The organism is Priestia sp. ABM2_011 (assembly GCF_056158845.1).
This window is the reverse complement of the sequence record NZ_JBSWUB010000001.1, coordinates 1,335,128-1,348,702: the sequence shown is the minus strand read 5'-3', so window position 1 is coordinate 1,348,702 and position 13,575 is coordinate 1,335,128. Positions and strand designations below refer to the sequence as shown.

Genomic DNA, 13,575 nt, shown 5'->3' with positions numbered 1-13,575 from the left:
CACCTTCTTATACACCACCAAAGCGGCGACCGCGCTTTTGAAACGCCTCGACTGCTTCGATTAAATGATTTTCTTTAAAATCTGGCCATAATACTTTTGTAAACCAAAACTCTGTGTACGCTAGCTGCCAAAGCATAAAGTTACTTAAGCGAAGCTCGCCACTTGTGCGAATAAGCAAATCCGGATCTGGAAGGCTTTTGCTCATTAAATAGGAAGAAAATAAATTTTCTGAAATAGAAGAGGAAGCCACTTTTCCCTGTTCTACATCTTCTGCCAATGACCGAATAGCGCCCACAATTTCGTGACGGCTACCGTAATTAAGCGCGAAGTTTAAAATCATCCCCGTGTTATGCTTTGTTTTTTCAATTGCCTTATCCACGGCTCGAATCGTATGGGCAGGGAGCTCACTTTTATCTCCCATAATACGAACTTGCACATTTTTTTCAATTAGCTCAGGCAAAAAGGTTGTTAAAAATTCCTCTGGCAGTTTCATTAAAAACTCAACTTCAGTTTTGGGGCGCTTCCAATTTTCAGTGGAAAATGCATATAAAGTTAATACTTTAACACCTAATTCATTGGCCAGTCTGGTCACATGACGTACTACTTTCATTCCTTCATGATGGCCCATCATGCGAGGAAGAGCTCGTTTTTGCGCCCAACGACCGTTCCCATCCATAATAATTGCAATATGTTCAGGAACAGGGTGCTGTTTCACTTGATCTTTTCGTTCTGACAAAGACAGTGTATTTAAATCTTGACTTTTCTTCCATGCTTGAAATTTTCTTAACATGCAAAGGTCCCCCGTTGTACGCTCTCACATAAACGTGTAGCTTATGTGAGTTTTTTCTTACTACACATTATTAACAAAAAAACCCCCTGTAAACAATAGAGGGTCTTTTACAATATATTTTACCTTGAAATGACTTAAACTGCCATAATTTCTTCTTCTTTATCTTTTGCCACTTTATCCACTTTTACGATATGGTCATCTGTTAGTTTTTGAATGTCATCACTGTAGCCGCGTAGATCGTCTTCAGTAATTTCACCTTTTTTCTCTAACTTTTTGAAATCATCGTTTGCATCACGGCGTACGTTACGAACCGCAACTTTTGCTTCTTCAGCATATTTTTTAACCATTTTCACTAACTCACGACGACGCTCTTCCGTTAAAGCAGGAATCGATAAACGGATAATAGTTCCATCGCTTGTAGGTGTTAATCCTAAATCAGATTTTAAAATAGCTTTTTCAACTTCACCAATTTGTGATTTGTCATAAGGCTGAATAACAAGCATACGAGCTTCCGGTACGCTTACTTGCGCCAATTGGTTAATCGGTGTTGGTGCACCGTAGTATTCTACCGTTACGCGGTCAAGAAGTGACGCGCTTGCACGTCCAGCGCGAATTGATGCTAGTTCGCGGCTAAATGATTGAATTGCTTTTTCCATTCTTTCTTTTGCGTTTTGCAACACTTGTTTTGGCATGTTTATTTCCCCTTTACAATTGTTCCAATGTTTTCGCCTGTAACGGCACGTTTAATATTGCCTTCTTCCGTAATTGAGAAAACAATTAGCGGAATATCGTTGTCCATACATAATGAAGAAGCTGTAGAATCCATAACAGCTAGTCCATCTTTTAAAACATCAATATATGTTAATGTTTCATATTTTACAGCATCAGGTACAAGCTTAGGATCTGCATTATAAACGCCATCTACGTTGTTTTTAGCCATTAAGATAACGTCAGCTTCGATTTCAGCTGCACGCAAAGCTGCTGTTGTATCTGTAGAGAAATAAGGGTTTCCTGTACCCGCAGCGAAAATAACAACGCGTTTTTTCTCAAGATGTCGAACAGCTTTTCTTCTAATATAAGGCTCTGCTACTTGTCTCATCTCGATAGAAGTCTGAACTCGTGTTTGCACACCAATGTTCTCTAAGCTATCTTGAAGAGCCAGCGAGTTCATTACTGTTGCTAGCATTCCCATATAATCAGCAGCTGCACGATCCATACCCATTTCACTACCAATTTTACCACGCCAAATGTTTCCACCACCAACGACTACAGCAATTTCCACACCTAATTCATAAACGGCTTTTACTTGTTCAGCAACAGATTTGATGATGGATGGGTTAATACCAAAACCATCTTCACCAGCTAATGCTTCTCCACTTAACTTTAATACGATACGATTATATTTTGCTTGACTCATGCTTACCTCCATCGTTAACGGTGAGATCTCTTTTGTAAAAAAGGGAACACACAGTGTTCCCTATACGGTCAAACCCTTACTTTTTAACTTGGTTCATTACTTCTTCAGCGAAGTTGTCTTGACGTTTCTCAATACCTTCTCCTACTTCAAAACGAACGAAGCTTTCAACAGTAGCGCCTTTGCTCTCAACGAACTGACGTACTTTTTGATCAGGATTTTTAACAAATGTTTGATCTAGTAAGCAAATATCTTCGAAGAATTTGCCAAGGCGACCTTCAACCATTTTTGCAACGATTTTTTCTGGTTTGCCTTCGTTTAATGCTTGTTGAGTCAATACTTCGCGCTCACGCTCAGTTTCTTCAGCAGAAACTTGGTCACGAGAGATGTATTTAGGGTTGATTGCAGCGATGTGCATAGCAACGTCTTTTGCAACAGCTTCTTCAGTTGTACCAGATAATACTGTTAACACACCGATACGTCCGCCAGCATGTAGGTAAGCACCGAATGCATCAGCATCAGTTTTTGTTGCTACAGCGAAACGACGTAGAGATAATTTTTCTCCGATTGTAGCGATTGCAGAGTTGATGTGTTCTTCAACAGTTGCACCGTTTTCCATTTTTTGAGTAGCAGCTTCAGCAGCGTCAGCTGGTTTGTTAGCTAAGATGTGAGCAGCTAATTCTTTTGTTAGTTTTTGGAAACCTTCGTTTTTCGCAACGAAATCAGTTTCAGAGTTAACTTCTAAGATAACAGCTTCGTTACCTTGAGTTTCGATGTAAGTTAGACCTTCAGCAGCAATACGGTCTGATTTTTTAGCAGCTTTTGCAATACCTTTTTCACGTAAGAAATCGATTGCTTGCTCCATATCACCGTTAGTTTCAGTTAACGCTTTTTTACAATCCATCATACCAGCGCCTGTTTTTTCACGTAGTTCTTTTACCATTTGAGCAGTAATTGCCATAATGTGTAGCCTCCTTGTTTGGGTATGTAATTAATGTATATAAATGGGTTAAATCTTTTCAAAAAAAGGTGATAAAAGGCTATTCCCTCTTATCACCTTTCACGGAATTAAGCAGTAGTTGTTTCAGTTTCAACTGCTGTTTCTTCACCTTGTTTAGCTTCTAGAATAGCATCAGCAACTTTAGAAGTTAAAAGTTTAACAGCACGAATTGCATCATCGTTTGCAGGGATTACATAATCAATTTCGTCTGGATCACAGTTAGTGTCTACGATACCAACGATTGGAATGTGTAATTTTTTAGCTTCCGCTACTGCAATACGCTCTTTACGAGGGTCAATGATGAATAATGCATCTGGAAGTTGTTTCATATCTTTAATGCCGCCTAAGAATTTTTCAAGACGCTCTAACTCTTTTTTAAGTTGAACTACTTCTTTCTTAGGTAGTACTTCGAAAGTACCGTCTTCTTGCATTTTTTCGATATCTTTTAAACGTTTGATACGTTTTTGGATAGTTGAGAAGTTAGTTAATGTACCACCTAACCAACGTTGGTTAACAAAGTACATACCAGCGCGAGCTGCTTCTTCTTTAACAGAATCTTGAGCTTGTTTTTTCGTACCTACGAATAAAACAGTACCGCCGTCTGCAGCTAATTCTTTAACGAATTTGTACGCTTCTTCTACTTTCTTAACTGTTTTTTGAAGATCGATAATGTAGATGCCGTTACGCTCAGTGAAGATATATTTCTTCATTTTTGGGTTCCAACGGCGAGTTTGGTGACCGAAATGTACACCAGCTTCTAGTAATTGTTTCATTGAAATTACTGACATGTGTTTTTCCTCCTAATGGTTTTAAGTCTCCTCCGCTTATATCATCTTCAGCCGAAACTACAAAAAGTAGCACCATCAACCGAATCAACAAGCGTGTGTAATAACACCAAAAACTAATATAGCATACTCCTTTTTCACAAGCAAGCGTTTCATTAAGTTTATTGATGAAATTTCAATAATAATTCAATTTCAGTTTTCCCTCTGTGTAAATGTTTTGCAATTTCTTCAATTGTTAAACCTTTTCCCTTTAAATAAACGGAAAATTCTTTTATCTCTTCACCTGACAAATCTTGAATTTGGTCTGTAGTTAATTCATCAAAAGATGTGCTTATATGTTTCTGATTTTCTTCTATAGAGAGAAGTTCATGCAGCGACTGGGAAGGCTCACTTTTTAGATCCACCCTTTGAACAGGCACGTCTTCTTCATCTACCAAAGGTGATTTGGCGCTGCTTTCTTCCATTTCGGAAGAAAGCGAAGTTGAACGCTCACGAAGCTGCCGTAAAAACTGCTCGTTTTGTTCCTGAAATTCAGCGAGATATGAACTCATTGCAGCTTCCATTTTATTTATATTTTGCTGGTGCAAGCGTTCAATCCTTTTCACTTTGGTCACTTGCATATATAAAAGAATAATGCAAAACAGTGATAGACCATGAATTAAAAAACTAACTGTGAGTAAAAACCCCATCACTTTACCTCTTTGTTAAATTATTTTGCTTAAACTCGTACGCATTTTAAACAGCGCTTTCGAATGAATTTGAGAAATGCGTGAAGTGGATAGCCCTAACAGCTGCGCGATCTCTGTGAAAGTCAACTCCTCTTTATAAAATAATGAAACAACAAGCTGCTCTTTTTCATTTAGCTGCTCGATAACTTCAGCGAGCTCTTGATATCGTTCGTCGTTAATTAGCTCCTCTTCAGGAGAGAGCGTTTTTTCATCTTTAATCGTGTATTTTTGCTCTCCATCTTCATACTCTTTTGGCTGTTCTTCCATTGACAAAACGTTAGCTAAGAAGCCTTCATTCATTGTATGAACAACATCTGCTTCTGTCATGCCTACTTCTTTTGCAACCTCACTTGGTGCAACTCTGCGCAAGTATCTTTGTTCAAGTGCTTCTGTTGCTTGCTCAATTCTTTTCGTCTTTTCCCTTGCGCTTCTTGATAACCAATCTTCTTTACGAAGCCCGTCTATTATCGCCCCTCGAATTCGAAAAGACGCATATGTATCAAACTTTAAGTCTCTACCGTAATCAAACTTTTCCAAAGCATCGTAAAGGCCGATTAATCCTAAACTACGAAGCTCTTCTTTATGAATATTCTTCGGCAGCCCTACACTAATCCGCTGAACGTGATAGTTAACAAGCGGCATATACTTTTTAACAAGCATGTTTCCCGCATGGGAGTCTCTCGTCTCTATCCATTCCTGCCAAATTTTATGTTCTTCAACTTCTTGTATACTTTTCAAGGGTCTTTCAACTCCTTTTTATAGCGCTATTAAACGGTCAACGGTAAGAGCGCGCTTTATATCGTTTTTATCCCTTCATTAATCGTACGAACCTTTAAAATAGCCGTTTGAGGATCAAATTCAATTGTGCGTCCGTTGTGTCCTCCTGTAGCTTTTGCTGCAATTTCTACACTGTTTCTATGCAGTTCTCTCTCCACTGCTTGAACATTTCGAAGGCCAATTCGCATCACATCATTTCTTGGTTCCAATTGAAACATCTGTGCGCCCCCTGCTATTTTTGCTTTTAATAATCTTCTATGTGCACCTTGTTTAATCAACATATTTATCAAATCAAAAATAGCTGTATCTGCATATTTAGCTCTATTAAAAGGACATTTAGCCCCGCTTGAATCGGGAAGCATTACATGAGCGAGCCCAGCTACTGAGTGAACAGAGTCGTAAACGACAACTCCTACACATGACCCTAATCCCGTTGTTCGAAGCACTGCGGGTGCATGTGTAACATTCATCTCGGCAATTCCTACCTTAATCACTTGTTTATCATCTCTCACGATTCTTCAACTCCTACAAACTTCAGCGTGATATCCATTATTCGCTTGGCTCACTGGAGGTGGTCTTCTAAAGAGAGCACTTTAGGTAAATTTAGAAGAACAATTAAACGGCTATCTACTTTAACAACTCCGTTCAAGTATTCTACAGCTGTTCCTTCAACTGTTTCAGGCACTGAAGCAATCGTTTTTTCATCAATGTCTACTACATCATTTGCCGCATCCACAATCAAACCTGCTTCTACATCATTAAGACGAACCATAATAATACGTGTCAGCTCATGGTTAAGCTGTTCTTGTAAGTTAAAACGAGTGCGCAAATCAATAATCGGTGTAATAACACCGCGAAGATTAATAACACCTTTTACATATTCTTTTACTCCAGGAACGCGTGTTATGTGCTGAATCTTTTCAATCGATTGCACTTCTTCTACTGAAATTCCGTACTCCTCGTCCCCCAATTGAAACACAATAATTTTCATGCCTTTCTCCCTTTCTTTTTACAGCATTTGTTATTTGATCAAAGCGTTGCAATCAATGATAAGTGCTACTTGTCCATCGCCTAAAATCGTGGCTCCTGAAATAGCAAATACACCCGGCAGATAATGACCTAAAGATTTTAAAACGATTTCCTGCTGACCGATAAAAGAATCAACAATTAGCCCGGCGGTCTTTTCTCCTTTTTTCACAATAACGACGGAATAATGATCTCTTTGTACCGAGTTAGGCACAGTAAATAGTTCTTTTAAATCAATAAGAGGAATAATGGCTCCTCGAAAGTCAATAACCTTTTGACCATGTACATGCATGACCTCTTTCGGCTGAACAATAGCTGTTTCAATAATCGAAGAAAGCGGTAAGGCATAGCGCTCTTCACTCATTTGCACGAGTAAAGCAGAAATGATAGACAGAGTGAGCGGCAGTTGAATAGAAAAACGCGAACCGTATCCTTCGTTAGAATCGATCGTTACAGAACCCCCTAGCGATTCAATCGTGTTTTTCACGACATCTAGACCTACTCCTCGTCCGGAAACATCTGAAATTTGTTCAGCCGTCGAAAAGCCCGAAGCGAAAATGAGCTCGTACACTTGTTTATCCGTCAGCGTTTCAGCAGTTTTCCCATCGATAATTCCTCGACCTAACGCTTTTTGCAGTACCTTTTCACGATTGATGCCCGCCCCGTCATCTTCTAAATCAATAAAGACATGATTTCCGCTATGATAAGCTTTAAGGCGAATCGTTCCCTTTTCATTCTTTCCGTTCTTTAAGCGTGCTTGAGGCATTTCAATTCCGTGGTCAACGGCATTTCTTAATAAGTGAACAAGCGGATCTCCAATTTCATCAATGACGGTCCGGTCCAACTCTGTATCAGCTCCGACAATTTGAAGTTCAATTTGTTTCCCTAAATCTTTTGAAAGCTGTCTCACCATACGGGGAAACCGATTAAAAACGGTTTCTACAGGCACCATACGCATATTTAAAATAATCGTTTGCAAATCTCCAGAAATACGGGACATCCGCTCTACCGTTTCGTCTAATTCGCTATTATTCAATTCTTTTGATATTTGTTCTAACCTGCCTCTATCAATAACTAGTTCTTCAAACAAGTTCATGAGACTGTCCAAACGGTCAATATTGACTCGAATCGTCTTGTTATTTGAGAGCTGTCTTTTCTCTTCAACAGGCGATTTAGAAGGTGCTGACACAGTAACTTCCTGTATAGTTGCTGCTTCTTCTTGTGAAACAAGCTCCTGCATTTCTGTCTCCTTTTTTATGGGGACCGCAGCAATTTTCACGCTTTCTACTTCAGAGACCTCCATAATGCTCGCTTTCAGCTTTTCTTGCGATTCGCTTGTTACTAATATAACGATAAAAGATGATTCAAATTTTTCTTGTTCGATATCTTGAACAGTTGGCGCTGACTTAATGACGTCTCCCACTTGCTCTAACACATCAAATACCATATATGCACGCGCAGCTTTTAACAGACAGGTGCGTTCGAGCTGTACGGTTATTTCAAACGCATTAAATCCTTGCCCTGCTGTTTGACTGAGCAGCGTTTGTACGAACTCATCATACTCAATAGAAGAAGCCGCATGCTCTGCTGCGGGTTCCTCTGCTACAATACGCTGCAGCTTTTGAACAAGCAATTTGACATCAAGCTGACCATCGCCGCCTTCAGAAATAGATTGAACCATTATTTCTAGCGCATCGACTGATTCAAACAAAGCATCAAGAACTTCCGTGTGAGCGTCGATTTGATGATTTCGAACGGCATCTAGCACGTTTTCCATTTTGTGAGTTAATTGTGCTAAATCATCAAATCCCATTGTTGCAGACATACCTTTTAACGTATGAGCAGACCGAAAAATTTCATTTACATAACCAAGATCATCGGTATTTTTTTCAAAACGCATTAGCTGGTCGTTAACGTTTTGAAGATGTTCCTTGCTTTCTTCAATAAACACTTCTAGATATTGATTCATATCCATCGTAACTTTCCCTCCTATTTCTGTGCGTAGCGAGAAATAAAGCTTCCAACGTTTCGCAGCGGTTCAATATAATCAACAAGCTTTGTAGAAACAGCTGATTTGGGCATCCCATAAATGACAGCTGTTTCTTTAGATTCAGCCAATATAAGCGCGTCTTTATTTTTCTTTAAATCAATAATGCCTTCCGTTCCATCCGCCCCCATTCCCGTCAACACAATAGCAAGTTTTTGATAACCTGAAATTTTACTAATCGACTGAAACAAACGATCCACTGAGGGGCGATGTCCCTTTACAGGTGAAGAAGTGTCTAAACAAATGCTGAGCTGTCCTTCTTTCTCTACAACCGTCATATGAAAACCTCCAGGCGCAATGTACGCACATCCTGAGCGCGCGATTTCATTGTCTTGTGCTTCTTTCACTTCAATATCAGCTAGCTGATCTAGTCTAACCGCTAATGATTTTGTGAAATTTGGAGGCATATGTTGCACAATAAAAATAGGTGCGTGTATGTCTTTTGAAACAGTTGATAATACTTCTTGCAGCGCACGCGGTCCTCCAGTAGAAGTGCCAATACAAATCATTTTGTTCACTTTCGTCCCCATCGGGAGGTTATATACACTTCTGTTTTGCACGTGCTGATGACTGCTTGAAGATATGTTGGCTTTACTAGCAAGCAATAGTTTAGAGATAAGCTCATCTTTCACTTTATGTAAGTCCAGCGAAATAGCTCCCGAAGGTTTAGCAACAAAATCAACTGCGCCGTACTGCATAGCGGTCAGCGTATTTTCAGCCCCTTCTATTGTTGTACTCGATAACATGACAACAGGAAGGGGCTTCACACGCATAAGCTGCTTTAACATATCTAAGCCATTCATTTTAGGCATTTCGATATCGAGTGTCACAATGTCTGGCGACAGCTCGAGCGCTTTTTTCAACCCTTCTTCACCGTTACGTGCGGTACCCACAACGTGAAAACGACTGTCACATGCTAAAAAATCGCCGATTAGCTTTCGCATAAATGCAGAATCATCTACAATAAGCACCTTTATTTCATTCACTCTCATTTCCTACCTTTCAAGAAAAAATCGTTTGAGGCGCCGAATAAACATTCCCTCGTTTTTAGCCGTTATCCTATTGTCTTGAGGAATAAGAATATTCACCATTTCTATTAGTGATACACTTGCTTTAGATGTTGGGTTTTGAAGCAAAAAAGGCATTTGGCGATTGACCGCTTTCTGGACAGCTTGATCGTTTGGCACAATACCTAATAGAGAAATAGATATGTTCAAAAACTGCTGAACAGCTCGGTTAAATCGTTCATACGTCTCATTTCCTTCTTTGTCAGAAAGCGTTTTGTTAATAATAAGACGAACCGGTGCTGATACAGAATAGGAAGCTGCTAGCTTAATAGCAGCGTAAGCATCTGTGATAGATGTAGGTTCGGGTGTTGTGACCACGATCATTTCATCTACAGCTTTTAAAAACTTAAGCACACTCTCTGACATGCCCGCTCCCATATCAAAAATCATGTAATCGTATTGATTTGTCAAAGAACTCAATTCTTGTATTAAATGAGCAAGGTCCGATGGAGACCATTCAAATACAGAGGAAATTCCCGTTCCACCAGCCACATAAGCTAAATCTTCAGGACCTTTTTTAATAATTTGCTGGATGGAAAGCTTTTTTTCTAGCAAATCAACCATCGTATAGGAAGCAGTTTGTCCAATCAAAATATCAATATTTCCCATCCCTATATCCATGTCAAAAAGAAGAACTCTTTGCTTTTGCTTCGTTAGCGCAAGAGATAAGTTTAATGATAGATTCGACTTTCCAACTCCTCCTTTTCCGCTTAACACGGCTATCGTTTTACAATTCCTTAAAGAGTTTTGATGTTTCTTTAACACTTTTTCTCTTAAAACTGCTGCTTGATCATTCATCTTTCCAATCTCCAAACACATCGTCGATAAACTCTTCTATTTTAAATGACGAAACATCTTCTGGTACATCCTGCCCGTTTGTTGTAAAAGCAGCTCGTTGGCCGTAACGATACAACATATTTAAAAGCGAGCCTTTGTGAGTTGTTTCATCTCGCTTCGTAAAAATCAGTTGATCAACAGGGAGACTAGCAAAACGTTCATATATAGCTTTCATATCTGATGCTTTTGACGTTAGTGCTAGAACAAGAAACGTTTGCAAATCTTCTTGAAACGTAATAATTTTCTTTAAATCATTTACATATTGCGGTTCTAAAAAGTTACGGCCTGCTGTGTCAATAAAAATCACATCGTATGCTTTTGTTTCCAGCAAAGCTTTTTTAAAATCTTCTCCGTTATAGCAAATCGTTAAAGGCGCATTTAAGATCGAAGCGTACGTCTTGAGCTGCTCAATCGCTGAAATTCTATAGGTGTCCGTTGTGATAAATGCTATTTTTTGATTTTGTTCTAGGACACACTTTGCAGCCAATTTAGCAAGAGTGGTTGTTTTACCGACACCTGTTGGCCCTACTACACTTACATATTTTTTGAAAGGACCGCTCCATTCACTTGCTTTAAACTGATTGGTAAACCAGTTTTTCGTCCACTTCATGAGTTGGTTTGAGTTAGGGCGATGTAAGTAGTAGTACTCTAGCATAGGAGCCTCCAAGTTTTCTAAAATAGCTTCGTCTATTTCTTGCAAACGCAAATAAGCAAGCACATCTTCCACTACTTTTGGATATGAACCTGAAGAAACCTTTGGCATTTGACTCATTTGTGAGACAAGAGTATTTAACTCACTGAGCTGCTGCTTCATAAAAGATTGATTATCTTCCATACTGTGTTCTGGCGGCGCTGAGTTCTTCTTTACGCTCAGCTTTTCTACGGGATCGACAGCTGCCAATACTTCTATTTTCGCCTTAGTAAATAAGCCAAGAAAACCTCCTGTTCGAATTTGTTTCGAATGTAAAATAACCGCTTCCTCACCTAAATCTGAACGAATGGCTTTCATAGCTTGCGGCATAGATTCTACTACATATTTTTTTACTTTCATCAGATATCCACCACTCCAACACTTTGAACTTCAACATTTGCTTCTAACTCGTTATATGATAAAACCGCCATATGAGGAAAATACCGCTCAGTGATTTGACGAACGTACATCCTCACTGCAGGAGAACATAACACAATTGGAGACTGTTCTTGAAAAGAAAGTGTTTCTATTTGCTTAGCTATACTTTCCACAATAGCTTGTGAAACGTTAGGGTCTAGTGATAAATAGTTCCCATGCTCCGTTTGTTGAACAGCTTCCGCCATCGTTTTTTCAACTTTTCCTGAAAGGGTAAGAACTCGAAGCAGACCTTCTTGGACCGTATATTGACTGGTAATTTGCCTTGCAAGTCCTTGTCTGACATATTCAGTTAACAAATCGGTGTCTGACGTCATTTTTCCGTAGTCGGCCAGCACCTCAAAAATAATGGGTAAATTTCGAATTGAGACGCTCTCTTTTAAAAGTTTTGCCAGTACCCTTTGAATGTCTCCAACGGAAAGCGGATTAGGCGTTACTTCCTCAATTAAAATAGGATACGTTTCTTTTGTGTGATCAATTAGTTGCTTTGTCTCCTGCCTTCCAATCAGCTCATGCGCATACGATTTTATAACTTCTGTTATGTGCGTAGACACAACCGACGGTGGGTCCACAACGGTATACCCAAACATCTCAGCCTGCTCCTTCACCGACTCGCTAATCCATTTCGCAGGCATTTTAAAAGCTGGTTCTAACGTATCAATTCCTTCAATCAATTCATCATCCATTCCGGGACTGATTGCTAAGTAGTGATCGAGCAGCAGCTCCCCTTTCCCCACTTCATTGCCCTTTATTTTAAGACAGTATTCGTTGGGCTGAAGCTGAATGTTATCTCTGATACGAACAACTGGAATGACTAATCCTAGCTCAAGTGCCAGCTGGCGCCTAATCATAACAATTCGATCGAGTAAATCGCCTCCTTGATTCGTATCAGCAAGCGGAATTAATGCATACCCAAATTCAAATTCAATCGGATCAACGCTTAATAGATTGACAACACTCTCTGGACTTTTCATTTCATTGTCTTCTAGCTCTTCTTCAGTAGGGGCCATTTCTTCACGAACCGCCTGATTTTTAGCCTGAGACAAATAATAGCCTCCCACCCCTAATAAAATAGCAATAGGCATTGTAATGACATCATTAATTGGCGTGATTAAACCAAGAGCGGCAATTGTTCCTCCAGTTACATAAAGCATAACGGGAAAAGCAAACAGCTGCCGTGTAATATCTTCGCTCAAATTGCCTGTTGAAGCAGCTCTCGTGACGATAATTCCCGTCGCTGTTGAAATCATGAGGGCTGGAATTTGACTAACCAATCCATCGCCTACTGTTAACAAAGTAAACGTTTGGGATGCTTCAGTGATGGACATTCCCATTTGCAGCATGCCGATAATAATTCCAAACAAGATGTTAATAAGGGTAATGACAATCCCTGCAATGGCATCACCTTTGACGAATTTACTAGCTCCATCCATTGCTCCGTAAAAATCTGCTTCGCGCTGAATTTTTTCACGGCGGTCAATTGCTTGTTTTTCTGAAATCATACCTGCATTTAAATCTGCATCAATGCTCATTTGTTTCCCTGGCATCGCATCCAAGGTAAAACGTGCGGCTACTTCAGAAACACGCTCCGCTCCTTTTGTAATAACGAGAAACTGAATGATAATTAAAATAATAAAGACAACAAACCCCACTAACGGATTTCCACCAATCACGAAGTGGCCAAATGTTTCCACTACTCCGCCTGCTTCTCCTGTTCCTAAAATTGAACGGGTTGTCGATACGTTCAAACCTAATCGAAACAGCGTAAGAACCAGCAGCAAAGACGGAAACACCGATAGCTCTAAAGGTTCTTTCATGTTCATGGAAACGAGCAGTACAAGCAGCGCAAGAGAAATGTTAATCATGATTAAAATACTTAATAACCATGAAGGCAACGGAATAACAAGCATAACGATAATGAGTACAACACCTATAACAACTGGCAGTTCTCTTGCAGACATTAATTTTTCTCTCCTTA

At 39.6% G+C, this 13,575-nt stretch carries 14 protein-coding genes; all 14 read right to left on the bottom strand.

The features are described from left to right. Window positions 1–7: 7 nt before the first annotated feature. On the bottom strand, window positions 8–790 hold the full coding sequence (locus ACXAE4_RS07140) for an isoprenyl transferase (protein ID WP_028411408.1): 783 nt from the start codon (window positions 788–790) through the stop codon (window positions 8–10). Window positions 791–924: 134 nt separating this feature from the next. Next, complete coding sequence (frr, locus tag ACXAE4_RS07135; protein WP_013058847.1) at window positions 925–1,482, bottom strand: ribosome recycling factor; 558 nt, start codon at window positions 1,480–1,482, stop codon at window positions 925–927. A gap of 2 nt (window positions 1,483–1,484) precedes the next feature. Then, on the bottom strand, window positions 1,485–2,207 hold the full coding sequence (pyrH, locus tag ACXAE4_RS07130; RefSeq protein WP_028411409.1) for a UMP kinase: 723 nt from the start codon (window positions 2,205–2,207) through the stop codon (window positions 1,485–1,487). 76 nt (window positions 2,208–2,283) lie between these two features. Beyond that, complete coding sequence (gene tsf / locus ACXAE4_RS07125) at window positions 2,284–3,165, bottom strand: translation elongation factor Ts (protein ID WP_013058849.1); 882 nt, start codon at window positions 3,163–3,165, stop codon at window positions 2,284–2,286. 107 nt (window positions 3,166–3,272) lie between these two features. Then, window positions 3,273–3,992: a 30S ribosomal protein S2 gene (gene rpsB, locus ACXAE4_RS07120; RefSeq protein WP_013058850.1), complete on the bottom strand. Its 720-nt coding sequence runs from the start codon at window positions 3,990–3,992 to the stop codon at window positions 3,273–3,275. A 158-nt stretch (window positions 3,993–4,150) separates the two neighbouring features. After that, window positions 4,151–4,678: a hypothetical protein gene (locus ACXAE4_RS07115; protein ID WP_033579793.1), complete on the bottom strand. Its 528-nt coding sequence runs from the start codon at window positions 4,676–4,678 to the stop codon at window positions 4,151–4,153. Between the two features lie 15 nt (window positions 4,679–4,693). Further along, on the bottom strand, window positions 4,694–5,455 hold the full coding sequence (locus ACXAE4_RS07110) for a FliA/WhiG family RNA polymerase sigma factor (RefSeq protein ID WP_025750299.1): 762 nt from the start codon (window positions 5,453–5,455) through the stop codon (window positions 4,694–4,696). A 56-nt stretch (window positions 5,456–5,511) separates the two neighbouring features. Then, window positions 5,512–6,006 carry a chemotaxis protein CheD gene (locus ACXAE4_RS07105; RefSeq protein ID WP_165635194.1) on the bottom strand — a complete coding sequence of 165 codons (495 nt, stop codon included), beginning with the start codon at window positions 6,004–6,006 and terminating at the stop codon, window positions 5,512–5,514. Window positions 6,007–6,056: 50 nt separating this feature from the next. After that, on the bottom strand, window positions 6,057–6,485 hold the full coding sequence (locus ACXAE4_RS07100; protein WP_014458457.1) for a chemotaxis protein CheW: 429 nt from the start codon (window positions 6,483–6,485) through the stop codon (window positions 6,057–6,059). 30 nt (window positions 6,486–6,515) lie between these two features. After that, a complete protein-coding gene (locus ACXAE4_RS07095) occupies window positions 6,516–8,495 on the bottom strand; it encodes a chemotaxis protein CheA (RefSeq protein ID WP_289578378.1) in 1,980 nt (659 codons plus the stop codon). Between the two features lie 14 nt (window positions 8,496–8,509). Beyond that, complete coding sequence (locus tag ACXAE4_RS07090) at window positions 8,510–9,553, bottom strand: protein-glutamate methylesterase/protein-glutamine glutaminase (RefSeq protein ID WP_033579791.1); 1,044 nt, start codon at window positions 9,551–9,553, stop codon at window positions 8,510–8,512. A gap of 9 nt (window positions 9,554–9,562) precedes the next feature. After that, a complete protein-coding gene (locus ACXAE4_RS07085) occupies window positions 9,563–10,432 on the bottom strand; it encodes a MinD/ParA family protein (protein WP_028411415.1) in 870 nt (289 codons plus the stop codon). Next, window positions 10,425–11,522 carry a flagellar biosynthesis protein FlhF gene (flhF, locus tag ACXAE4_RS07080; RefSeq protein WP_155010520.1) on the bottom strand — a complete coding sequence of 366 codons (1,098 nt, stop codon included), beginning with the start codon at window positions 11,520–11,522 and terminating at the stop codon, window positions 10,425–10,427. The genes ACXAE4_RS07085 and flhF overlap by 8 nt, the downstream gene beginning before the upstream one ends. Continuing rightward, complete coding sequence (gene flhA / locus ACXAE4_RS07075) at window positions 11,522–13,558, bottom strand: flagellar biosynthesis protein FlhA (protein WP_289578380.1); 2,037 nt, start codon at window positions 13,556–13,558, stop codon at window positions 11,522–11,524. Before flhA ends, flhF begins: the two co-directional genes overlap by 1 nt. Window positions 13,559–13,575 lie beyond the last annotated feature (17 nt).